Origin of the sequence: Lysobacter alkalisoli (genome assembly GCF_006547045.1) — a bacterium.
Lineage (GTDB): Bacteria > Pseudomonadota > Gammaproteobacteria > Xanthomonadales > Xanthomonadaceae > Marilutibacter > Marilutibacter alkalisoli.
Window position 1 is genome coordinate 2,155,073 of sequence record NZ_CP041242.1, and the last position, 22,933, is coordinate 2,178,005.

At 66.7% G+C, this 22,933-nt stretch carries 27 protein-coding genes; 18 read left to right on the top strand and 9 right to left on the bottom strand.

Annotated features, from left to right (window positions below; translation table 11 throughout):
- Window positions 1–21: 21 nt before the first annotated feature.
- The 3 genes from FKV23_RS09290 to FKV23_RS09300 all read right to left on the bottom strand — a co-directional run bounded on the left by FKV23_RS09290 (window position 22) and on the right by FKV23_RS09300 (window position 2,627).
- Window positions 22–657 (bottom strand): HD domain-containing protein, encoded by a 636-nt coding sequence (locus FKV23_RS09290; RefSeq protein ID WP_141623602.1) that lies wholly within the window; start codon window positions 655–657, stop codon window positions 22–24.
- Window positions 654–1,895: a serine/threonine transporter SstT gene (gene sstT, locus FKV23_RS09295; protein WP_141623603.1), complete on the bottom strand. Its 1,242-nt coding sequence runs from the start codon at window positions 1,893–1,895 to the stop codon at window positions 654–656. The genes FKV23_RS09290 and sstT overlap by 4 nt, the downstream gene beginning before the upstream one ends.
- Window positions 1,896–2,018: 123 nt before the next feature.
- A complete protein-coding gene (locus tag FKV23_RS09300) occupies window positions 2,019–2,627 on the bottom strand; it encodes a DUF4136 domain-containing protein (RefSeq protein ID WP_167285133.1) in 609 nt (202 codons plus the stop codon).
- A gap of 139 nt (window positions 2,628–2,766) precedes the next feature.
- On the opposite strand from FKV23_RS09300, the gene FKV23_RS09305 reads away from it, so the two are divergent.
- Entirely contained in the window at window positions 2,767–3,261 is a 495-nt protein-coding gene (locus tag FKV23_RS09305) for an LEA type 2 family protein (protein WP_244243960.1), read from the top strand.
- Between the two features lie 10 nt (window positions 3,262–3,271).
- Here the strand turns inward: FKV23_RS09305 and FKV23_RS09310 are convergent, their stop codons facing one another.
- On the bottom strand, window positions 3,272–3,616 hold the full coding sequence (locus FKV23_RS09310) for a zinc ribbon domain-containing protein YjdM (protein WP_141623604.1): 345 nt from the start codon (window positions 3,614–3,616) through the stop codon (window positions 3,272–3,274).
- Window positions 3,617–3,777: 161 nt separating this feature from the next.
- On the opposite strand from FKV23_RS09310, the gene FKV23_RS09315 reads away from it, so the two are divergent.
- Window positions 3,778–4,848 carry an oxidoreductase gene (locus FKV23_RS09315; RefSeq protein WP_141623605.1) on the top strand — a complete coding sequence of 357 codons (1,071 nt, stop codon included), beginning with the start codon at window positions 3,778–3,780 and terminating at the stop codon, window positions 4,846–4,848.
- A gap of 12 nt (window positions 4,849–4,860) precedes the next feature.
- Here the strand turns inward: FKV23_RS09315 and FKV23_RS09320 are convergent, their stop codons facing one another.
- Window positions 4,861–5,766, bottom strand: coding sequence for a dienelactone hydrolase family protein (locus tag FKV23_RS09320; protein ID WP_141623606.1), 906 nt, complete (start codon window positions 5,764–5,766; stop codon window positions 4,861–4,863).
- 38 nt (window positions 5,767–5,804) lie between these two features.
- On the bottom strand, window positions 5,805–6,359 hold the full coding sequence (locus FKV23_RS09325; RefSeq protein ID WP_141623607.1) for a hypothetical protein: 555 nt from the start codon (window positions 6,357–6,359) through the stop codon (window positions 5,805–5,807).
- Between the two features lie 269 nt (window positions 6,360–6,628).
- Here FKV23_RS09325 and FKV23_RS17345 point away from each other — a divergent pair, with 269 nt between their 5' ends.
- The 13 genes from FKV23_RS17345 to FKV23_RS09390 all read left to right on the top strand — a co-directional run bounded on the left by FKV23_RS17345 (window position 6,629) and on the right by FKV23_RS09390 (window position 18,964).
- Complete coding sequence (locus tag FKV23_RS17345; protein WP_141623608.1) at window positions 6,629–8,497, top strand: extracellular catalytic domain type 1 short-chain-length polyhydroxyalkanoate depolymerase; 1,869 nt, start codon at window positions 6,629–6,631, stop codon at window positions 8,495–8,497.
- Between the two features lie 89 nt (window positions 8,498–8,586).
- Entirely contained in the window at window positions 8,587–9,297 is a 711-nt protein-coding gene (locus tag FKV23_RS09335) for an alpha/beta fold hydrolase (RefSeq protein WP_208543136.1), read from the top strand.
- Window positions 9,298–9,410: 113 nt separating this feature from the next.
- Window positions 9,411–9,713, top strand: a complete 303-nt coding sequence (locus FKV23_RS09340; protein ID WP_141623609.1) for a DUF2388 domain-containing protein — start codon at window positions 9,411–9,413, stop codon at window positions 9,711–9,713.
- Window positions 9,714–9,753: 40 nt separating this feature from the next.
- Complete coding sequence (locus tag FKV23_RS09345; protein ID WP_208543137.1) at window positions 9,754–11,625, top strand: zinc-dependent peptidase; 1,872 nt, start codon at window positions 9,754–9,756, stop codon at window positions 11,623–11,625.
- Between the two features lie 125 nt (window positions 11,626–11,750).
- Entirely contained in the window at window positions 11,751–12,209 is a 459-nt protein-coding gene (locus FKV23_RS09350; protein ID WP_244243961.1) for a DUF4087 domain-containing protein, read from the top strand.
- 78 nt (window positions 12,210–12,287) lie between these two features.
- Window positions 12,288–13,643, top strand: coding sequence for an SH3 domain-containing protein (locus FKV23_RS09355; protein ID WP_141623611.1), 1,356 nt, complete (start codon window positions 12,288–12,290; stop codon window positions 13,641–13,643).
- Window positions 13,644–13,659: 16 nt separating this feature from the next.
- Window positions 13,660–14,670 carry a hypothetical protein gene (locus tag FKV23_RS09360; RefSeq protein ID WP_141623612.1) on the top strand — a complete coding sequence of 337 codons (1,011 nt, stop codon included), beginning with the start codon at window positions 13,660–13,662 and terminating at the stop codon, window positions 14,668–14,670.
- 195 nt (window positions 14,671–14,865) lie between these two features.
- Window positions 14,866–16,008, top strand: a complete 1,143-nt coding sequence (metX, locus tag FKV23_RS09365) for a homoserine O-acetyltransferase MetX (RefSeq protein ID WP_141623613.1) — start codon at window positions 14,866–14,868, stop codon at window positions 16,006–16,008.
- Between the two features lie 152 nt (window positions 16,009–16,160).
- Complete coding sequence (locus tag FKV23_RS09370; RefSeq protein ID WP_141623614.1) at window positions 16,161–16,631, top strand: MarR family winged helix-turn-helix transcriptional regulator; 471 nt, start codon at window positions 16,161–16,163, stop codon at window positions 16,629–16,631.
- Window positions 16,632–16,755: 124 nt separating this feature from the next.
- Window positions 16,756–17,181 carry an organic hydroperoxide resistance protein gene (locus FKV23_RS09375; protein WP_141623615.1) on the top strand — a complete coding sequence of 142 codons (426 nt, stop codon included), beginning with the start codon at window positions 16,756–16,758 and terminating at the stop codon, window positions 17,179–17,181.
- A gap of 118 nt (window positions 17,182–17,299) precedes the next feature.
- The gene (locus tag FKV23_RS09380; RefSeq protein ID WP_407067621.1) at window positions 17,300–17,899 is read left to right on the top strand and encodes a cysteine dioxygenase family protein; all 600 of its coding nucleotides are present in this window, start codon (window positions 17,300–17,302) and stop codon (window positions 17,897–17,899) included.
- A 283-nt stretch (window positions 17,900–18,182) separates the two neighbouring features.
- Window positions 18,183–18,581, top strand: coding sequence for a BON domain-containing protein (locus FKV23_RS09385; RefSeq protein ID WP_244243962.1), 399 nt, complete (start codon window positions 18,183–18,185; stop codon window positions 18,579–18,581).
- Window positions 18,582–18,730: 149 nt separating this feature from the next.
- On the top strand, window positions 18,731–18,964 hold the full coding sequence (locus FKV23_RS09390) for a hypothetical protein (RefSeq protein ID WP_141623616.1): 234 nt from the start codon (window positions 18,731–18,733) through the stop codon (window positions 18,962–18,964).
- Window positions 18,965–18,997: 33 nt separating this feature from the next.
- On the opposite strand, the gene FKV23_RS09395 is transcribed toward FKV23_RS09390, so the two are convergent.
- Window positions 18,998–19,489, bottom strand: coding sequence for a hypothetical protein (locus FKV23_RS09395; RefSeq protein WP_208543138.1), 492 nt, complete (start codon window positions 19,487–19,489; stop codon window positions 18,998–19,000).
- Between the two features lie 250 nt (window positions 19,490–19,739).
- Between FKV23_RS09395 and FKV23_RS09400 the strand changes: the two genes are divergently transcribed.
- The gene (locus FKV23_RS09400; protein ID WP_141623617.1) at window positions 19,740–20,192 is read left to right on the top strand and encodes a DUF2214 family protein; all 453 of its coding nucleotides are present in this window, start codon (window positions 19,740–19,742) and stop codon (window positions 20,190–20,192) included.
- Between the two features lie 11 nt (window positions 20,193–20,203).
- On the top strand, window positions 20,204–20,593 hold the full coding sequence (locus tag FKV23_RS09405; protein WP_244243963.1) for a putative quinol monooxygenase: 390 nt from the start codon (window positions 20,204–20,206) through the stop codon (window positions 20,591–20,593).
- An 11-nt stretch (window positions 20,594–20,604) separates the two neighbouring features.
- On the opposite strand, the gene FKV23_RS09410 is transcribed toward FKV23_RS09405, so the two are convergent.
- Window positions 20,605–21,429 carry an AraC family transcriptional regulator gene (locus FKV23_RS09410; protein WP_141623618.1) on the bottom strand — a complete coding sequence of 275 codons (825 nt, stop codon included), beginning with the start codon at window positions 21,427–21,429 and terminating at the stop codon, window positions 20,605–20,607.
- Window positions 21,430–21,542: 113 nt separating this feature from the next.
- Between FKV23_RS09410 and FKV23_RS09415 the strand changes: the two genes are divergently transcribed.
- Window positions 21,543–22,088 carry a carboxymuconolactone decarboxylase family protein gene (locus FKV23_RS09415; protein WP_141623619.1) on the top strand — a complete coding sequence of 182 codons (546 nt, stop codon included), beginning with the start codon at window positions 21,543–21,545 and terminating at the stop codon, window positions 22,086–22,088.
- A 36-nt stretch (window positions 22,089–22,124) separates the two neighbouring features.
- Here FKV23_RS09415 and FKV23_RS09420 read toward each other — a convergent pair whose 3' ends face one another.
- On the bottom strand, window positions 22,125–22,919 hold the full coding sequence (locus FKV23_RS09420) for a fused MFS/spermidine synthase (RefSeq protein ID WP_141623620.1): 795 nt from the start codon (window positions 22,917–22,919) through the stop codon (window positions 22,125–22,127).
- Window positions 22,920–22,933 lie beyond the last annotated feature (14 nt).

Consider the following 22,933-nt stretch of genomic DNA (forward strand, 5'->3'; position numbering starts at 1 on the left):
GGCTTGGTTTCACGCGCAACATCACCGTTTCTGCGTCAACAGGCGCCGCAGGTTGGCCCGTGCCTTCTGTTCAAGCCGCTTGTGGAAGAATTCGCTCAGGTAGATGCGTTCGCGCTGCAGCAGTCCCTTGATGAAGCGCCTGCGATTGAGCCGGAACAACCAGGCTGGCACGTGGCCGCGATACTCGCTGGCGATGCCGCGGTCATAGGCATCGAACGCGGCCGGCTCGGCGCCGAGGATGGCCATGTCGCAATCGAGGAAGTGACGCACGTCGTCCGCTGCGGAATCGTCGTCGAAGTCCCCGGGCGAGAACGTCCCGTGCCGCGCGGTCAACTCGATCAGCTCGGCCACGCGGGCGGCATCGATACCGGCATCGGGCATCCAGCGTCCGATCTGCTCGACCGCGAACACGGCCGAGCGCGCCTCGTTGTCGCCGCGTCCCGGCTGGTAGATCGCATCGTGGTAGAGCACGGCCAGGCGGACCTCGTCCGGCTGCCGCCAGCCAGGGCCGGCCGCCACCGCTTCGTAGTGCCGCAACACCTCCAGCACATGGCCGAAGTTGTGATAGGCCCGCGGCGGCGAATCGTAGGCCGCCTCCAGCGCCTCCCGCTGGGCATCGGGCAACCCGGTCGCCAGCGCGGGCGGGACTTCGGTCATTTCCCCATCTTGCTGGCCGCCGCGGTGAACACCACATCCGTCGACGAATTCAACGCGGTCTCGCACGAATCCTGCACCACCCCGATGATGAAGCCGATCGCGACCACCTGCATCGCGATGTCGTTGGAGATGCCGAACATCGCGCAGGCCAGTGGTATCAGCAGCAGCGATCCTCCCGCCACGCCCGACGCGCCGCAGGCCGCGACCGCGGCGACCACGCTCAGCAGCAGCGCGGTCGCGATGTCGACCTCGATGCCGAGTGTGTGAACCGCCGCCAGCGTCAGCACGGTGATGGTGATCGCCGCGCCGGCCATGTTGATGGTCGCACCGAGCGGGATCGACACCGAATAGGTGTCCTCCGGCAGCCCCAGGCGCCGGCACAGATCCATGTTGACCGGGATGTTGGCCGCCGAACTGCGGGTGAAGAACGCAGTGATGCCGCTCTCGCGCAGACAGGTCAGCACCAGCGGGTACGGATTGCTGCGGGTCAGCGCGAACACGATCAGCGGATTGGCGACCAGCGCCACGAACAGCATGCTGCCGACCAGCACCGCCAGCAGCCGCACGTAATCGAGCAGCGCACCGAAACCGGACTCGGCCAGCGTCGCCGCGACCAGGCCGAAGATGCCCAGCGGCGCGAAACGGATCACCACCCGCACGATGAAGGTCACCGCACCGGCCAGGTCGGACACCACCGCGCGGGTGCCCTCGCCCGCATGCCGGAACGCGATACCCAGCCCCACCGCCCAGGCCAGGATGCCGATGAAGTTGCCATCGCGCAGCGCGTTGACCGGGTTGTCGACGATCTTCAGCAGCAGCGTCCGCAGCACTTCGACGATGCCCTCCGGCGGCGCCATCTCCACATCCGCACCGGCCAGTTGCAGCGTCAACGGGAACATGAAGCTGGCCGCCACCGCGACCACGGCCGCCAGCAGCGTCCCGACCAGGTACAGGCCGATGATCGGACGGATGCGCGTCGACTGTCCCTGGCGGTGATTGGCGATCGCCGCGGTGACCAGCACCAGCACCAGCACCGGAGCGACCGCCTTCAGCGCCGACACGAACACCGCGCCGAGCAGCCCCACCGAAGCCGCCGCGGACGGCCACAACCAGGCCAGCAGCAGGCCGGCGACCAGACCGACCAGGATCTGCACCACCAGGCTGGTTTCGAACAGGAAGGCGAGGATCCTGCTGCGCGGAGCCAGGTTGCGGGGGGACAGGTTTTCAGGCGAGGTCATTGGGCGTCCGCGTGATCAGATTGCGCCGCATCCTCGCCCGAACGCACGCCCCCCGGCAAGCCCGCGCGTACGGGCCGCCGCGTCCCCGACCGGAGCGGACCGCCCTGCTCCGCCGCTGCGGCCTCAGGGCATTGCCGCCCGCGAACCGGCGGCAAACGGGAATTGCGCGAAGATCGCGGTGACCGCCTGGTCTGCCGCGGCGGAACGCTCCTGCGGTGTGCGCTGCACCACCCGGCCGATCGCATCGCCGGTCCAGACCAGCCGGTTGCGCGCCGCATCGACCAGGTCGACGGTCAGCGTACCTTCGCGGTACCGGCTCACCTGGGTCTGGTCGTACCACACCGGCACCGCGACATAGTGGCGGTGACGATAGCTGTAGAAGTACTGGATATCGGTGCGCGGCACGCTGTAGACATCGGTCTTGTCCTGCACCACGGCCTGGAAATTGACCCTGAGGTCCGGCGACTGCGCGTCGAACACATAGCCGCGAGCCTCCATTTCGCGCCGGATCGACGTCTTGATCCGATCGCTGAGGTAGCTGCCGTAGCCCGACTCCTCCATCGCCAGCGGCTCGTAGAACGCATAACTGCGGTAGCGCGAGAAGTCGGCCTCCGGATCGAGTTCGGCGCGGACGCGTGGGCCGCTCGCGCAGGACGCCAGCATGGCCATCGCCACGAGAGCACAGAGGACATGGATCATCCGCAAGCGGATCGCCTGATATGGAATGTGCATGGCAAGCCTCGTCGATTGGTTCTGGGCCGTTGGGTACACGCTACACCCGGTCGCATCCGGGGGAAACCGCCCGCACAACCGGTCATCCGGCGCGGCGGCCCTCATGGCAGACTGCAACAGATCACGTGAGGATTTCGCCATGATGACGATTCCGTTCAGGAACCGCCCTTCGCTCCCCGGGCTACGTGCCACGGCGGCCCTGCTGCTGGCGGTCCTGCTCGGCGCCTGCGCAAGCCTGCCCAACCGCGACCCGCTCAACATCGACGTGGCCGGAATCGAATCGTTGCCGGGCGACGGCATGGAATTGAGGCTGGCGGTCAAGCTGCGCGTCCAGAATCCCAACGACAGCGCCGTCGACTACAGCGGCGCCGCGTTGCGGCTCGACCTCAACGGCCAGCGCCTGGCCACCGGCGTCAGCAATGAAGCCGGCACGGTACCGCGCTACGGCGAAACCCTGGTCACGATTCCGGTAACCGTTTCGGCGCTCAACGTGGTCCGGCAGATCACCGGCCTGGCCGACTCCAGCCATGAGCCGGCCTGGAACTACAAGGTAAACGGCAAGCTGGAAGGCGGGCTGTTCGGCACCCGCCGTTTCAGCGGTGAAGGCACCCTGGACCTGTCGCGCGCTCCGTGACTCCCGGGCCTCAGGCCTTGCGCAGGAAGCAGGTCTTCAGGACCAGGCCCTTGATCTTGTCGGAGTTGCCTTCGATATGCTCGGCATCGTCCTCGACCAGGCGGATGTTGCGGATCATCGTGCCCTGCTTGAGCGGAATCGACGAACCCTTGACCTTGAGGTCCTTGATCACCACCACGCTGTCGCCGGTGGCCAGCACGTTGCCGTTGCTGTCGCGCACGACCACGCTGCTTTCCGCACCTTCGCCGTCGACGATCGGCCATTCGTAGCCGCAGTCCGCACACACATAACGGGTGTCGTCCACGTAGGTGTTCTCGAGGCTGCATTGCGGACAGGGCGGCGGATTGCTGGACATCGATGAACTCCGTGAATCGGGCCGGCATTTTACACTGCCACCAGGCCCGGGCCGGCACGGGAGCCGCCGTGCGAGGCACGGCCGTTATCCTGACGTTCGTCCTTCCCGTCCACGAACCTTCGCACCCGCCGGGCGTGCCACCGCATCAGGAACCAGAACTAATGACCACAGCCCCCCTGCGAGTCGCCCTGATCGGTTATGGATTCGCCGGCCGCAGCTTCCATGCGCCGCTGATCCGCGCCATTCCCGGGCTCGATCTGTCGATCGTCGCGTCGGGCGATGCCGCCAAGGTGCATGCCGACCTGCTCGATGCCGAGGTGATCGGCGACGCGCTGCGCGCGATCTCGGATCCGCGCGTCGAACTGGTGGTGATCGCCTCGCCCAACGACAGCCATGCCCCGCTCGCCCGCGCGGCACTGCTGGCCGGCAAGCATGTGGTGGTGGACAAGCCGTTCACGCTGTCGCTGCACGAGGCGCGCGAACTGGCTGCACTGGCACAGGAACACGGCCGACTGCTGTCGGTGTTCCAGAACCGCCGCTGGGACACCGACTTCCTCGCGATCCGTCAGGCCATCGACGACGGTCTGGTCGGCGAACCGGTACATCTGGAATCGCGCATCGAACGCTTCCGCCCGGAAGTCCGCGTGCGCTGGCGCGAGCAGGCCGGAGTGGGCAGCGGGCTGTGGTGGGACCTCGGTCCGCACCTGGTCGACCAGGCCCTGCAATTGTTCGGCCTGCCCGACCGTGTGCAGGCTTCTTTCGCTCTGCAGCGGGCCGGTGCGGCCACGACCGACTGGGCGCATGTCGTCCTCGAACACGGTGCGCGACGGGCCGTGCTCCATGCCGACATGCTCACCGCCGGTGGCCAGACCCGGTTCGCCGTGCACGGCACGCTTGGCAGTGCGGTCAAGGCCAAGGCGGACCCGCAAGAGTCCCAGTTGCTGGCCGGCGTCCGCCCGGGCGATGCCGACTGGGGTCGCGACGACGACCCGCTGATGGTGCATGACGGCAGCCACGAGCCACGACCGTTGGCCACGCCTCGCGGCGACCAATCGCGCTACTACGCTGCGATTGCCGATGCCCTGCGTGGATATGGCCGCAACCCGGTCCCGCCAGCGCAGGCGGTGGCGGTGATGGCGGTGCTCGAAGCCGCGGTCGAAGCCGCGGAAACCGGCCGTGCCGTGGCACTGCCGCTGAGCGACGCCGAACGGGAAGCGTTCACCGGCTCGTAGTGGCGTCCCGCGCTATCCGTCGACGCGCAGGGTCCGCTCGAACAGCACCAGCAACTTCGCCCAGGCATCGTTCGCAGCTTTCTCGTCGTAGCGGGGCGTGGTGTCGTTGTTGAAACCGTGCAGCGTGCCCTCGGGCTGGAACAGCTCGTACTTCACTCCGGCAGCCTTCAGCGCGGTTTCGTAGTCGGGCCAGGTGGCATTGACGCGCGGGTCGTCATCGGCCAGCACCACCAGCATTTCGGCCTTGATGCCCGACACGTCTTCCAGTGGCGGTGCACTGCCGTAGAACGGGGCCGCGGCGGCCAGCTCCGGCAGCTGTGTGGCCAGGTAGTTGGACATCAGCCCGCCATAGCAGAAACCGACCACGCCCATGCGCCCATTGCCGCCCTCGATGCCCTCAAGCATCCGTGCCGCGGCAAGAAAATCCTCGCGCACCCTGGCCTGGTCGAGTTCCGGGAACAGCGCGCGCGCCGCATCCTCGTCACCGGGATAGCCGCCGAGCGGGAATAGTGCATCCGGTGCGAATGCGATGTAGTTCTCGAGGGCGAGACGCCGGGTCACGTCCTCGATGTGCGGATTGAGGCCCCGGTTCTCATGCACGACCAGCACCACCGGCAACGGTCCGTCGGCATCGGCGGGCCGGGCCAGATAACCGCGCGCGGTGCCATGGCCCTGCGGCGACGGGAACTCGCGGTATCCGGTGTCGAGCCGGGCATCGTCGGGCTCGACCTGCTGCGCGGCGGCGAAATTCGGGCTCAACGCGGCCAGCAGCCCGGCAGCCCCTGCGGCTCCGGCCGCGAAGCGTGCCGCGCCGGCCAGGAAACCACGGCGATCGATCGCACCATGCACATACTGGTCGAACAGGCGCATGACTTCGGGATCGAAGTCCCGGACCTTCGGGCGGAAAGACTGCGACATGCCTGACTCCTCGAACACGTGGAAACCTGGACGGTACATCAAGGCATGGCCATCATCCGGCCGCCCCGGGACGCCAGCATCGCATCGGCGCGGTCGCGTTCATTGCTGCCGTGCGCATGCACGACGACTGCGGCGTGACCTTTCCGGAGCTCGTCCAGGACGGCGCTGGCGTGGCTGCCACGATCGGCACGCAATCCAAGAAGACGGCCGATCAGCAGCCCTGACAGCGCCCCGTAGAGCACCAGTGCCACCAATGCCACCAGGACCGAGGTCACGATCAGGGTCACGCCGGTGGCCCGCAACAACATGAAAACCGCTGCCCCGGCCAACGCGCCGGCCAGGGCCATGGCAAATTGCGGGCGCAGCGCTGCACGCTTCACTCTGGACCTGGCTCCGGGCCTGACATCCGCCATTCCGGAATCGAGCCTGCGTCCCGGTAGCGGGAAGCGCGGACGGATCACCCTGACTTGGCCATGCCCGAGATGCAGCGCGGTACGCAGCGACGTCGCGGCCGCGCTCGCCGTGGCGGTATCGGCGAATACGGCCACGACCTTGTTGCACACCTTGCCGCCGATCGCGTGGGACAGGGGCATCCATCACTCCGGTTCGACTTCGCTGTCCGCCTGGGCGGGCAAAAGCAGGATCACGTCCTGCAAGTGCGCGATGCGTGAACCCTTCCGGGTGCGATTCAGGCCGTCGTCAGCGCGATGACGGTCCCCATCACGAAACCCAACAGGCCGTCGCGTCGACGGATGGCTGACAGTCGGCGCGATGCTGCACTGCAGCTTGCCCCTATGGACACTGGCCCCGGGTTGCGGGGGATGGATTACTCCAGGCCATCCGTTGCTGCATGGGGAAGCCGATGTCCGTCGTCGCCGAAGTTCCATCCGCAACTCCCACACTCCCCGCTGGTCGACGCTCCGCGCCGGCATTGCAGCGGCGCACGCTGTCTCCACTTCGGCCCCTGCTCGGCCTGCTGCTCGCGATCGCTGCCCTGCCGGCCCTGGCCCAGACCGAGGTCACCGGTTTCGGCAGCAATCCCGGCAACCTCCGGATGTTCAAGCACGTCCCCGCCGGATTGCCTGCGAACGCGCCGCTGGTGGTCGCTCTGCACGGCTGTTCGCAGAGCGCTTCCGGCTATGGCGATGGCGCCGGCTGGCGGATGCTGGCCGAGCGCTGGCAGTTCGCCCTGCTGCTTCCGGAACAGCAAAGCAGCAACAACGCCAGCAGATGTTTCAACTGGTTCAACAGCGCCGACACCAGCCGTGGCCAGGGCGAGGCGCTGTCGATCAGGCAGATGGTCGAGCGCATGGTCGCCGACCACGCCACCGCCAGCGACCGCGTCTATGTCACCGGCCTGTCCGCGGGCGGTGCGATGACCGCGGTGATGCTGGCCACCTATCCGGACGTATTCGCCGGCGGCGCCATCGTGGCCGGCATTCCCTATCGCTGCGCGACCAGCCAGACCGCCGCCTTCAGCTGCATGAATCCGGGCATCGACAAATCGCCCTCCGGCTGGGGCGATCTGGTGCGCGCGGCCAGCAACTGGAACGGTCCATGGCCCATCGTTTCGATCTGGCATGGCGATGCCGACTACGTCGTGCGCCCGATGAACATGACCGAGTCGATGGAGCAATGGACCAATGTGCATGGCATTGCCCCGGTGGCGGACGTGTCCGACACCGTCGCCGGCTACCCGCACAAGGTCTACAAGGACGCAGCCGGCACTCCGCGGGTCGAGACCTACTCCATTACCGGCATGGGACACGGCACACCGGTGGACCCCGGGGGCGGCGAGACGCAGTGCGGCACGGCCGGCGCCTATATCCTCGACGCCAATATCTGCTCCAGCTACCACATCGGCCTGTTCTGGGGGCTGGACAACCTCGACGGCATCCCGCCCGTGGTGGCACTCACCTCGCCGGCCGATGGCGCGACGGTGAGCGGCCTGGTCACCCTGACCGCCAACGCCAGCGACGACATCGGCGTGGATCGTGTCGAGTTCCTGGTCGACGGCAACCTGGTCGGAAGCGATTCGACGGCGCCCTACGCGACGACATGGGATGCCGGCAGCGCGAACGACGGCCCCCATGTCCTGCTGGCCCGCGCCCACGACCTGGCCGGCAACGTCGGCACGTCGGCCCAGGTCAACGTGACGGTGACCGGAGGCAACGGAAACGGCGGCGGCGAGCCGGTTACGCTGACCTTCGACAACGAAGACGCCAGCGACGGCTATGTGAAGGCCTGGGCCAACGGCGACGCGCCCGAGGTCGGCACGCTGGAAGCCTGGATGGGCCTCGCGATCGGTCGGGGCACCGATGGCAAGCTCAATCGCAGCCTGCTGTCTTTCGACACCTCCGCCATTCCCGACAGCGCCACAATCACCGCGGCCACCCTGACCGTGACCTACCGCAGCGCCTACGGCGATCCCTGGGGCAATCCCGCAGGCAACACGCTGCTGCTCGACGTTCACAGCGGCTGCCTGGGCGCCTGCGGCGTCGAGGCTGCCGACTGGACCCACCCGGCAACGGCGCATGGCGTGGCCAGCCTGCTGCCGTTCAGCGGTGGCAGCCAGAGCAGCAACGTCTTCGATGCGGCCGGCCTGGCCGCCATCAACAAGGCAGGCCGCACCCAGTTGCGGCTCCGCTTCGCCAACGACCAGGGTTCGACCCACTATCTGTGGATCGGCAACGGCGCCAGCGCCAGGCTGAGCGTGACCTACGTGCCCTGAGCCGAACAGACGATCACCTGCCGCAACGAAAACGGCGGGGCGGCCAATCTGTCGCCGCACCCGAACACACCGGACAAGGAGAACGGCCCATGCGCACCGTAACCCCGAAACTGCTCGCATCCATGTCGGTCATTCTGGCCGTCGCACTCTTCGCTCCCGCGGCCCATGCCGTCTGCCGCGATGCGGTGGTCCTGGTGCATGGCAACACCAGCTCGCCTGCATCGTGGGACAACACCCGCAATGAATTGCTGGCCCGGGGCCTGAGCGATGCGGAAATTCTCCGCCCGGCCTGGGGCAACGGCAGTTGCGCTGCCTGCAACGACCACAACGGCAGCGAGGAGACGCCGGTGCTCGACGCGCTCGTGGAGGCCATCGCCGTTTCGTGTACCGGAAGGATCGATGTCATCGGCCATTCGATGGGCGCCACGCTGGCCGCGAAGCAGATCATGGACCATGGTCTGGCTGAGTACGTCGACACCTTCGTCGGCATCGCCGGCGCCTTCCGCGGCCTTCGCTCATGCGGCACCTACCCCTACAACGTGGCCAACAGCACCTGTGGCTACTGGGGACTGTCGATCAGCAGCCCGTTCCTCGACGCCCTGTACGGCGAACGCTTCGGCAGTCGCGTGTATTCGATCAAGTCGTGGTACGACCAGGTCATCTGCGCAACCGGCTACTGCACCGTCGGATGGATCCACTCCTCGTCGATCTGGGACGAGGATGCCAGCCATACCTACACCTACGGTCACTTCGGCCTGCAAACCCATACCGCGACCCTGCAGGCCAACCTGATCGAGTGACCTGACCGAGTAGTGGATACCGCGATGCCATCGCAATTTCCTGCTCCCGCGCTCACGAACAGGACAGCCCTCGCCCTATACTCTGCCCTCCTTTCCCTCGCTCGTACCCAGGCATGACCCGGACCCTCCTGTTCTGCACCCTGCTCGCCCTCGCATCCACCCCGGCCGTCGCCAGCAGCATTGCCGGCGCGTCCGCCAGTGCTTCCTCGGCCGGCACCTCTGCCTCGTCCGGCAGCACTTCGGGCAATGACAAGGTCGTGCTGCAGGCACGTGGCGCAGCCGCCGTGTTCGTCGCCAGCGACGGCCGGATCCGCGGCGCGCAGCTGGAAGCGGCGCTGAATCTGCTGCGCGAGCGCGATGCCGATGCCCGCCACGCCAGCGACATGGAACTGGCCCAGGCGATCCTGGCGCTGTAATCCGGTGGAGCACCGGCCACCGCGGCCACGCCGGCGGTGGATGGCCGGTTGCCTGGCACTGTGCAGCCTGCTGGCCGGTACCGCCCCGGCGCAGGCAGCGCTGCCTGCCGACGGCCCGCGGCCGGGGCTTGTCGAGGACGGGCTCACTGCGGCCGAGGTCTCGACCAGCCGGCAACTGCTCGACGATGCCCTCCGCCTCCTGCCACCGCGCTGGAGGCAGGCGCTGGACCCGCGCATCCGGGTCGAATGGCGCGACGATCTGCCCGACGACGTGCATGGCCGCACCCGTGGCCCGCGGCTGCTGCTCGACCGTCGCCTGCTCGACGGCCTGTCCGGTGATGCGACGATGCCGGTTCCGGACGCGGCACAACATACCGCGCTCGCCGCCGTCATCCACGAGCTGGCCCATTACTACGACCGCAGCCGCGGCGGCCGCCTGTCCGGGGATCCACGCCTGCTCGACCTGGCCGGCTGGCAGGTCAGCCCGATGCGGCTGGGCCTGCGTACCTCGCGCAATGCTCTCAGCGACCGCAGCCCTGATCCGTACGAGCTGACCGCCCCGGCCGAATTCGTTGCGGTCAATCTCGAATACTTCCTGCTCGATCCGGCCTACGCCTGCCGCCGCCCCGCGCTGTACCGCCATTTCGCCGCACACTTCGGCGTCGAACCGCCGATGGCGGTGTGCGCCCCGGACCTGGTCTACATCCAGGCGCCGCCCGATGAATCCAGCTCCGCGCTGTTGCGGATCGATCCCGAGCGCGTTCATGCCATCGACTACCTGCTCGCCGAACCCGACCACCGGGTGATGAGCCGCTGGGGCCACAGCATGCTGCGCGTGGTCGTCTGCGCCCCGGGACGCCCGCGCGGACCCGATTGCCGGCTCGATCTGCAACACCACCTGGTGTTGTCGTTTCGTGCCTTCGTCGACGACGTGCAGATATCCAACCTGCGCGGCCTGACCGGCTCCTATCCTTCGCGCCTGTTCGTGCTGCCTCTGGACCAGGTGATCGAGGAGTACACCCGGGTCGAACTGCGCGGGCTGCGCTCGGTTCCGTTGCGACTGCAGCGCGACGAAGTCGCCACCCTGCTCGAACGCGCCGCGCAGCTGCACTGGGGATATGACGGCCGTTACTACTTCCTCTCCAACAATTGCGCGGTGGAAACATTCAAGTTGCTGCACGACGGCGTGCCGCGGCTCGCCAGTGAGCGCCTCGGCAGTATTACGCCCACAGGCTTGCTGCGGCGCCTGAGCAGAGCGGGCATCGCCGACACTTCAGTACTTGATGACGCGGACGAAGCGCTGCGGCTGGGTTATCGCTTCGAAGCTTTGAGCACGTACTACCAGGAGATGTACACGGTTGCGCGGCACGCGCTCGACCTGCCGTCGGCCAACGCACGGGACTGGCTGGCAATGTCGCCTTCCCGGCGGGCCCCATGGCTTGGACAGGCCGACCTGCGCGCCAGTGCCGCCCTGCTGCTGCTGGAACAGGCCGCGCAGCGCCGCGAGGAATTGCAGGCACGCGACGACCTCAAGCGTCGCTTCCTCGGTCGTGGCGCCGCCTCCCGGGACGCGGAGACTTCGGCCGGATTGGAAGCCCTGAACGAGCTGCTGTGGATGGAAGGCGGATTCAGCCGTCCGGCGACCCTGCTGCAGGACGGTGGATATGGCCTGCCACAGCACGAGGAACGCAACGAGCTGGGCGAAACCGGCAACCGGCTGGCGAAGCGATGGCTGGGGCAACGCGCCGGGCTGCATCGAACAGCACACGACCTGTTGTCTACATCCCGACAGGACGCTTTGGCAGCCATCGAGGCCAATATCGATACGCTTGGCCAGCAGCTGCGCCAACTCCACCGCGAAGTCGATGGCTTCCAGTTGCAGGCTCCGCCAACAGTGCCATCGCCCATGTGAATACGTGAATGTCGCCACATAAATGGCATGACATCGCTGCAACAATGCCTCACTAGGATGGACAACTACCGATCGGGGACGGTGGCTGTCCCGATAGACCAAGGGAGGGGAATGTGAGGACACGCATGATGCCTGTCGCCCTGGCAGGGCTGCTGACAGCCCTGTGCGCCTGCCAGGCCCCGGCACAGATGGACGAGGCATCCTCCACGCCCGAGCCTGCTCCGGCTCATCAATCTTCGGCTTCGCCTCCTGCTGTCGCGTCTCGCGATGCAGAGCCCACAGCCCGCCACGAAACCCGCTGCGGCTGGTTCGAGAACCCCACGCCCGGAAATGCCTGGCTGACCGACCGCGATCGCACCTGGACCATCGCCATGCAGGGCGGTGCGCAGGCGGAAGGCGATTGGCCGGGCTTCGATGATGAGCAATGGGTGGCCACCAACGGCCCCCACTACGGATATGGCTGCGCCTGCATGTCGGTGACCGTCGATGCGGGACAGGGCCGCATCCTGACGATCCGTGATGCGCAGGCCAGGCCATTGTCGCTGTGCCGGGCGGATACCGCCCTTGACGAACCGCAATCCTGACGGAGATACGCCGTATCGACGCGGGATCGTGGTGTTCACAACCTTCCTGCCTCACCGATCATTCAAGGACACGAACTTATGACCCTGGCATTACGCTCCATACGCAAGGCTCCACTCGGAGCCATACTGCCCTGTGCCGTACTGGCCGCATCGTTCGCAACCTCCACGCCCGCCATCGCTGCCACCTGTTCCGGCGTGAAGGTCACCGCCTCCACGCTCAATGTCCGTTCGGGCCCCGGCACTGGTTACAGCATCGTCGGCAGCGTCAACTCGGGCGAGACCTACGTCACCACCAGCAGCTCCGGTGACTGGAAGAAGATCTGGTTCAACAACCACGCCCGCTGGCTCCATGCCGGCTACACCTCGTCAGCCAGTCTGAACTGCGGCACGGTCACCGCCGACACCCTCAACGTCCGCTCAGGTCCCGGCACCGGCTACGGCATCGTCGGCACCTCGCCGAAGGGATCCAAGTGGTCGGTCATCGGCAGTTCCGGCGACTGGCGCAAAATCTGGTACGCCAGCGAGGCGCGCTGGGTACATGGCACCTATCTCAATCAGAACGCAACCACTCCGTCGATCGGCCTTTCCGGCGTCACCATCAATGGCGGAGCCGCCTCGACCAGCAGCCGCTACGTGAAGGTCTCGTTCAACTTCAGCACCTCGACCCCGAGCCACTACCGCATCAGCCACAGCTCCACGTTCTCCGGCGCCAGCTGGAAGAGCTACACCGGCAAGACAGTCGACTTCACCCTGTCTACCGGCGGTGGCACCAAGCGCGTCTACATGCAGCTGAAGAACAGCCACGGCCGCCTGTCGAACACCGTGTCGGACACCATCACCTACAACCCGACCAGCACCGCGAGCGGTTACAGGATCGACCGGACCAAGTTCTTCAACCGCTTCGCCTACTACTACGGCACCCCAAGCACCAGCCAGAGGAACGGCATCAACTACCTGATCGACAACATGGAGCAGGACAAGCGCCCCGCGATCAACAACCAGACGGTATGGATGCGCCAGATCGCCTACGTGTGGGCGACCACCAAGCACGAAGTGGCCAACACCTACCAGCCGATCACCGAGTACAGCAACACCCACTGCGTGAACTACAGCGGCGGTTGCAAGTACAAGGGGCGCGGCTACGTGCAGCTCACCCACGACTACAACTACAAGAAGATGTCGCCGATCGTAGGAGTGGACCTGTTCAAGTACCCGGAACGCGCGCTTGAACCGAGGATCGCCTACGTCGTCATGTCGCACGGCATGCACTACGGCATGTTCACCGGCAGGAAGCTGGGCGACTACGTCTATTCCGGCAAGACCGACTACTGGAACGCGCGCCGGGTGGTGAACGGCACCGATCGCGCCAGCCTCATCGAGGGCTACGCGAAGCAGTTCCAGAACATCATGGAACAATCCACCCAGAAGCTGTAAACACACGGACACCGCGATGAAGACCAAGAAACTCGTGCTGGGAGCCATCGGCACGATCTCCGCCATCGCGATCGGTGTACTGGTGGTCCGCGGGCTCGGCGAGCCCGCGGACGCCACTGCAGCGACTGCGGCAAGCGGGCAACAACGGCTCGGGGCGACCCCGTCAACGGGCGATCCACTACCGGGCGAGGCCAGCCACGACCCCGCCGCCGAAACCGCTCCCTATCGGGAAAGCACCGCCTCCGTGGCCGAGCTGAAGCGACTGCTCGGGATTGCGAACCCCACTCCCGAGCAGATCCAGGAACTGCTGGAACTCAAGCAGGCCCTGCTCGACGATGCCGAGAACAACAGCCAGGCCCTGCGCGGTCTGATTGATGCGCTGCGCATGGATCCGACCTCATCGACCGCGGAGCACCTGCTCTCCATCCTCGGCGAGGTACGCGACCCGGCGGTCGAACAACTCGGCCTGGAGATGGCGATCAGCGACGACGAAGAGATGCAGGCCGTTGGCCTCGACCTGCTTGCGCGGCTCGGCATTGCCGGCCAGGACACCTACGAACTGACCAAGCAGCTGCTGGCCGATCCCGACCGCGACCCGGAAGTGCTGCGCTCAGCCATCCATGCGATGCCGGACATCCCGCTGCCGGCCAGCGAAATGGACAGCACGGTCTCGCGGCTCGGCGAGTTGTCTTCCACCCACGCCGACGCAGGCGTGCGCTCGGAAAGCCTGTTCAAGCTCGGCGCAATGGCCAAGGATGCCGGGGACATACGCCCCCTGCTCGACGCCCTCGCCCCTGAACGATCCGTCGACGACCGCATCAGTGCGGCGATGGCATTGCGCAACAGCCAGGTCGTCGACGATGGCCTGCGCAGGCAGTTGCTCAGCCTGATGTCCGACCCGAAGGAACTGTGGGAAATCCGCCGTTATGCGGCCGAGACCCTGCAACGTTTCAAGTTGAGCGAAAGCGACTACAGCCGGTACCAGCGTTTCAACGAGGAACTGGAAGTCATCTCCAGCGGCGGTTGAACGCCTCCTGTCGGACGGCTGACACGGCACCCGCCGTGCCACCGCCCGACAGAAGCGTCGTCTGCGGCCCAGTTGGAAACGAACTGAAGCGGCGCCATAACCCGCGGTTTTCTCATGCGTACCGGCACGCATTTCCCCCGCGGCCCGCTTCCGGGGACAATCGCGTGTCGCAACACCAAGGACACGCAACCGCGCATGACCGAATTCATCCCGCCCGGCACCCGCTGGATCGATCTGCCATCGCCCTTCACGATGAAGCGCGGCGGCGAACTGCATGGTGCCCGTGTCGCCTACGAGACCTGGGGCAGGCTGGCACAGGACGGCGGCAATGCCATCCTGATCGTGACCGGGCTGTCCCCCGACGCCCACGCCGCCGCCAGCGACGACGACCCGCAGCCGGGCTGGTGGGAGGCGATGGTCGGCCCCGGCAAGCCGATCGACACCGACCGCTGGTTCGTGGTCTGCGTCAACTCGCTGGGCAGTTGCAAGGGATCGACCGGGCCGGCCTCGATCAATCCGGACACCGGTCGCGTCTACGCGCTCGACTTTCCCGAGCTGTCCATCGAGGATGGCGCTCGCGCCGCCGCGCACGTGGTCGACACGCTCGGTATCAAACGACTTGCCTGCCTGATCGGCAACTCCATGGGCGGCATGACTGCGCTGGCACTGCTCGCGGAACGACCGGGCATCGCCCGCGGCCACATCAACATCTCCGGCGCCGCACGGGCGCTGCCGTTCTCGATCGCGATCCGCTCGCTGCAGCGCGAGGCCATCCGTCTCGACCCGGAATGGAACGGCGGCAACTACGGTGACGAGCACTACCCCGAGTCCGGCATGCGCATGGCGCGCAAGCTCGGCGTGATCACTTATCGTTCGGCGCTGGAGTGGGACGGCCGCTTCGGTCGCGTGCGGCTGGACTCGGACCGCGCCGACGACGAGCCGTTCGGCCTCGAGTTCGAAGTCGAGAGCTACCTCGAAGCCCACGCCCGCCGCTTCATACGCCGCTTCGACCCCAACTGCTACCTGTATCTGAGCCGGTCGATGGACTGGTTCGACATCGGCGAGCATTGCTCCTCGCGCTGCGGCGACCACGACACCGACGCCCGTGCCGCGCTGGCTGCGATCGGCGCAGGCGGACTGGAGAAAGCCATGGCGATCGGGGTGCACACCGACATCCTGTTCCCGCTGCAGCAGCAGGAGGAGATCGCCGAAGGCCTGCGCGCCGGCGGCTGCGACGCCGCCTTCCTGCCGCTGCCCTCGCCACAGGGACATGACGCCTTCCTGGTCGACATCGACCGCTTCGGGCCGGCAGTGGGCGGGTTCCTGGCCGAGCTGTAGCACGCGATGTGGCACGCAGAGGGTAGCGCGCGCGAGCTGCAACACGCCTGCCGTGACCATGATGCCGCGACCGGCACGCATCGTTCCGCTCATGCGCACCATGCGCACATTGATCGCTTGCAATTACATAGCGCGCTATGTAATTTGCTCGCATGGCAAAGAAGACCTCCCTCCCGGCAAAGCCGGCCGATGCACTCAAGCTGGACCACCAGTTGTGCTTCGCCCTGCATTCGGCCTCGCTGGCCATGACCAAGGTCTACCGAAAGCTGCTTGCGCCGCTCGGTCTGACCTACCCGCAGTACCTGGTGATGCTGGTGCTGTGGGAACAGGATGCGAGGACCGTCTCGCAGATTGGCGAACGCCTGTTCCTGGACTCAGCCACGCTTACCCCGCTGCTCAAGCGGCTGGAGTCCGCCGGACTGGTGACCCGTGCACGAGCCGCACAGGACGAACGCCAGGTGGTCATCACCCTGACCCGCACCGGCAAGTCCCTCAAGACCAGGGCCGCGGAGGTGCCGTACCAGGTGCTGTGCGCCACCGCACTCGACATCCGTCGGGCGGGCCCCCTCAAGGCGCAACTGGAAGCGCTGCGCCACGATCTGATCGAACACCTGCCGGATTGACGACCAGCGTACTGCGCCACGCACCCGACTGGCGGCATATACATAGCGCACGATTTAATCGCTACCAATTGAAGTCGGAGACGACGACCGGCCCCTTTCGTCGTGCACCAGGAGAAACCATCCCATGTCCATCGAAACCGTGCTGTACCGCGCCACCGCCACTGCCACCGGAGGCCGCGACGGCCGCGCCGTCGCCTCCGACAACGCCTTTGACCTCCAGCTCTCCACCCCGCGCGAGCTCGGCGGTACGGGTGGCCCCGGCACCAATCCGGAGCAGATGTTTGCGGCCGGCTACTCGGCCTGCTTCATCGGCGCGCTGAAGTTCGTAGCCGGCCGCCAGAAAATCGCCCTGCCCGCCAACACCGCCATCGAAGGCCAGGTGGGCATCGGCCAGATCCCTGCCGGGTTCGGCATCGAGGTGGAGCTGAAGGTTTCCATCCCCGGCATGCCGCGCGAGCAGGCCGAGGCACTGGTGGCACAGGCGCATCAGGTGTGCCCGTATTCCAACGCCACCCGCGGCAACATCGACGTGACCCTGACCGTGCTCTGAGCCGGCCCGCCCCTCCCCTTCCGGGGAGGGGCATCCAGCGCGTGGCGGACCGTTCCCCGGCCTGGACCGTGCGGCGTCATACATAACGCCAGGTGATAAGCAGGTTACAATCGCTCATATGCATGCCGAAGCCACCGCCCTGCCCGATCTCGACTTCCCCGGCCACGACAAGCTGGTCGAGGCCATCGACATGGCCGTCGCCAGCGGTGACGAGCACGCGATCACCGCCTCGCTGCGCGACACCCTGTGCCGGATGATCCGCGACCGCGATGTCGCCCTGCCCGCCTGCGTCTACGAGCCTATCGACGACCACTACGCCCGCCGCGAGATCTACCGCAGCCCCCGCCACGGCTACAGCGTCGTCGCGATGACCTGGGGCCCGGGCCAGGGCACCCCGGTGCATGATCATTGTGGCCTGTGGTGCGTGGAAGGCGTCTGGGACGGCGAGCTGGAGATCACCCAGTACGAACTGCTCGAACGCGACGGCGAGCGCTTCCGTTTCCGCGCCGCCGGCGGCATGCAGGCCGGCCCGGGCAGCGCCGGCAGCCTGATCCCGCCGCACGAGTACCACACCATCCGCAACACCCGCGACGACTCGGTTGCGGTATCGCTGCACATCTACAAGGCGCCGATGGCGTGCTGCTCGATGTTCGTCCCGCAGGACGGCGAGTGGTTCGCCCGCCTCGACAAGCCGCTGAGCACCGACGAAGCCGCCTGAGGGCACCTGCATCGGCGACGCTGCAACGGCGTACCCGCCCGGGCTGCTGCACCTCGTGAGCAAACTGGCGTCCTTTCGGAGCCGTTCATCTCAAAGTGTGCGTCCGATTCCAGGACAACATGTTTTTCGCGCAACGCAAACCCATCGTGTACGCAATGGGTACTTCCCGCTAACACCCGGCATCCAGTTCATTAACCGTGGTGTGCGTAGGGTCGATGGCACCCGGAAGCACGGGATCCGCCTGCTTCCAGGGTGATATCGATTTCCATTGCAGGAGGGAATCATGAAAGTCCGGATGATGAACACCCGGTTCGTTTCAAAAGGCCTCGTTTCATGCATGTTCGCGGCCCTGCTGTTCGGCGGCGCGGCCCATGCGGCCGGCGCGACACCTGCGATCGCCAATCAGGATGAGCCCGAGATGGAGGAGCAGGCCACGGAGAACACGGCCGAGTCGTCCCAGCCCGTCCGCGACGCCTGGATCACGACCAAGGTCAAGACCGAGCTCCTGGCCAACGACGAGACCACCGGCACCGGGATCAACGTCGAGACCGTCAACGGCGTCGTGCATCTCTCAGGCGAGGTACCCAGCCAGGCCGAGTTCGACAGGGCCGATGAAATCGCTCGTGGCATCGAAGGCGTGCTGGGGGTCGACACCAGTGGGCTGACCTACCCCACGCAGTAACTCGATAGTCAGCAAGCCGTTGCTGGGCAGCCGGGCTGCCCAAGACCTCCAGACCGGGCAGGCCGCACCCTGCCCCTCTCCCGGCGAGTGCGCAGGAAACCCCTGAATCACGGCGCATCGCCGGGGGAGGTCCCAGAAGAGGAGTCCCCATGGCCACCTGCGACGTATGCGGCAACAACTACGACAAGGCCTTCCGCGTCGAAATGCCCGGCCGGAAGGGCACCTTTGATTCCTTCGAGTGCGCCATCCACGCGCTTGCTCCGCGATGCGCACATTGCCGGTGCGCGATCATCGGCCACGGCGTCGAGGATGACGGTACCTTTTACTGCTGCGCCCATTGCGCGCACGAATCCGGAGTCGAGGCACTGCGCGACCGGGTATGACGGCCTCCCCCGCGCGACTTCGCCTACGTCGCGCTAGCGCATCGCCGCGGGCGCACTATGGTCGAGATGGACCGCCCCGCGCTCACCCAGACGCTGCACCAGCATCTGCTGGGTCTCCTCATCCGCGTCGATGACCACCAGGACGCGCCCGGCGTCGATCTCGTCCTTGAACTTGCGCCGGATCGGATCCGGCAGCGCCGAGCCCATCAATCCCGAGGCCCAGGCACCGACGACGGCACCGCCCGCAGCCATCAACGCCAGGCCGGCCATGCCCATCGGCAGGATCACCATGGCCACGATCCCGACCACGATGCCGGCCAGGCCGCCGTACAGCACGCCTCTCAGTACAGCCGGCATGAAATCGGTGTCGGCCTCCTTGCGCTCGTTGGGCACTTCGAGGATCTCGATATCGGAGCGGGCGATCAGGGCGATGTCGTCGTCGGGCACGCCGCTCTCACGAGCAAGCGCGATCACCTCGTTGGCATGCCGCATGTCGCGCGTGCAGAATGCGTGATGCTGTTTCATGGCGCCCTCCCGGGTCCGGAGGCATCGGTTGTCCGACACTTCCTCATGCTGGCAAGCCAAGCATATTCCGGCTTCAGACGAGGCGAAGCCGGCGTGACGGGAACGTTCATGGAGCATGGAGGGGGATCCACGGGCACGCACGCGAACGACGACTCCTGCGGCCCGGAGATGCCCGGCAGCACGCCATTCGGGACTTGCTACGCCCCGGCCATACCGCTAGCGTTTCCGCTCCTACATCAGCGACTCCACCATGCTCACCGATCTGCTGCTCGCCGCCGCCCACCACCTGCTGGTGTTCGGACTTGTCGCCATGCTCGTGACCGAGGCTGCCCTGCTGCGCGGCACAGTGGATAGGGCCACCGCCGGACGCCTGGCCCGCCTGGACGGCGGCTACGGTGCCTGCGCCGTGCTGCTGCTGGGCTTCGGTGTGCTGAGGCTGGTCTACGGCGTCAAGGGTTACGACTTCTACCTGCACAATCCCTGGTTCCACGCCAAGATCGGCCTGTACGTGCTGATCGGCCTGCTCTCGGCCCTGCCCACGCTCAACTTCATGCGTTGGCGACGCGCCCTGCGCGACGACCCTGCCTTCACTCCGCCTGCCGCCGATGTGGCCCGGGCGCGCAAGATCGTCCGCATCGAACTGGCCGCAATCGGCCTGATCTTCATCCTCGCCGCCGCCGTGGCCCGCTTCGGCGGTTTCTGAGCGACCGTCCCGTGCATCGACGCGCCTTCCTCGTCACCAGCATCGCCGGCGTCGCGACGCTGGCACTGGCCGGCCGCGCCTCCCCCATCAATGGAGAACCCGCCATGTACGGACTGATCGGAAAGGTGCGCGCAATGCCGGGACAACGCGATGCCCTCGTCGAAATCCTGCTGGAAGGCACCGCCGGCATGCCGGGCTGCCAGAGCTATGTCATCGCGAAGGACCCGACCGACACGGACGGTATCTGGATCACGGAAGTCTGGGACAGTGCCGACAGCCACAAGGCATCGCTGTCGCTGCCAGCCGTACAGGAGGCGATCGCACGCGCCCGGCCACTGATCGCCGGCTTCGACCAGCGCATCGAAACCGAACCGGTCGGCGGCCACGGCCTGCCCGCTTGACCTGACCGGCGCTACGCCACCTGCGTTTTCCGCCATTCGCGCGGGGACATTCCGCAGTGGGCGCTGAACGCCCGCGACAACGCAGCGGCACTGCCATAGCCCACCGACTCGGCCACCCGCCCGAGCGGGCGGTCGCGGCGCAACAGATCCTGCGCCAGCGCAATGCGATATCCGGTCAGATAAGCCGCCGGGGGCTGCCCCACCGTGGCCGTGAACGCCTCGGCGAAGCGGCTGCGCGACATGCCTGCACGCTCGGCCAGCGATGGCAACGTCCAGGGTTCCGCCGGCGCTTCATGCAGGGCGACCAGCGCCTTGGACAGCCGCGAATCGGCCAGTCCTGCCAGCGCGCCGCCATGGATCCGGCCCTGGTCGAGCAGGCGGCGCAGGATCAGCACCAGCACTACCTCGAACAGCCGGTCCACCACGTGCTGGTGACCGCACTGACGCGAGAACGCCTCGTCGAACAACAGCTCCAGCAGACCGCTCGCGGCCGGCAGTTCTTCCAGCGGCATCACCAGCACCGGTGGCAATGCCCGTGCGACAGGGTTGTCGGGCCGGGCCCCGAGCTGGATATGGGCACAGGCCATGTCGGCGCCCTCGTCGGGGTCGGTGACGAAGCGGTGCCCGAGCGGCCGCGGATACAGCACCAGGCTCGGCCTGTCGACGCGGTCACGGCCGCCGTCGCCATGCCGGATATCCACCTCTCCGCGCCGGATCAGGTGCAGATAGCCCTGGGCATCCGCGTCGTCGAAGTCGTGCAGGCCGCACAGCGGGCCGGAGTGGAACATCCGGGCATTGACGCTGAAGCGTTGCAGGAGGGCGTGCAGTCGATCCATGTTCGGGACGATAAGACAACAAACAAGGACTATACGTCACAAATCAGCCCAAGGGACAGTGGAAAGTAGTCCTGCGCCAGCAAGGCGCGCCATCCCACACAAGGAGATCCAGCATGTCCCGTATCCCCCTCGTCAGCATCGACACCGCCCCCGCTGCCAGCCAGCCCATCCTGCAGGCCATCCACGGCGCGTTCGGCGTCACTCCGGCCATGTTCCGCGCCGTCGCCAACTCGCCCGCAGCGCTGTCGAGCATGTGGAACAGCTTCGGCGCACTCGGCTCGGGCCGGCTCGGTGCCCGGCTGGGCGAACTGATCGCGGTGGCCGTCGCCAACTACAACGACTGCCACTATTGCCTGGCTGCGCACACCGCACTCGGCCGCAAGGCCGGCGCCAGCAGCGCCGAACTGTCCGAGGCGCAGCAAGGCCGCAGCGACGACCCGCGCACCGCCGCCGCACTCGACTTCGCGCTGAAAGTAGTGTCCAAGCGCGCCCAGGTAGATGCAGCCGACGTCGACGCCCTGCGCGCCGCCGGTTTCGACGATGGCGAGGTCGTCGAGCTCCTGGCCCATGTCGCCCTCAACCTGTTCACCAACTACATCAATGTCGCCTTCGATGTGCCGGTGGACTTCCCTGCCGTGGCACTGCGCAAAGCCGCGTGAGCACGCGCCGCCCGCGTTCCCGGACGCGGGCGGCCATCAACCCCGGGACCGCCGGCCAAGTCCGCGCAACCGAACGAACTCGGCCGCCAACTCCACGCACCCTGCCGGCGACAGTGCCGGCACCTCGTCCACCGCCGGCGTGCCGACCCAGGCGAAGGCGACCCGGTTGCTCTGCCTGATCTCTTCCACCACCGCCACCCGCGTCTTGCCGAAACTGCGCCGCAGCTTTTCGATATGCGGTTGCGGGTCCTTGCAATACAAGTTGATCGCCAGCGCCCCGTTCGTCGCCAGCGAGTCGCGGCAGTCATCGTAGAAGCGCTGGGTGGACAACGCCTCCGGGATACCGGTCTCGTCATAGCCGTCGACCAGCAGCAGGTCGTAACGACCACACCGCTCTTGCAACAGGCGTGCCGCATCGCCCGGCACGATGCGAAAGCGCGCATCGTCATCGGGCACACGGAATCGCTTGCGCAACGCGATCACGTGCGGGTTGTTCTCCATTACCTCGACATCGGCCTCGGGCAGGTGCCGGTAGCAGAACTTGGCCTGCGAACCGCCGCCCAGCCCGACCATGCCGATGCGCGATGGCCGCGGCACCAGCAGCAGCGCACCCATCATGGTGCGGGTGTAATCGATCAGCAGCCGGTCCGGCTCGGCGGCCAGCATCCGGCTCTGCCCCACGCCGCGGGCGAATTGCAGCTCGGTAGTGCGCCCGCGCCTGCGGATCACCGGCTTGCGCAGATGCGGCGGCACGTCCTCGTGATGGCTGCGCAGCAACGCCAACAAGCCCTTGACCCGTTGCCACATCCCCCATCCCGCCTGCTGTTTCATCGACTGTCCGCATA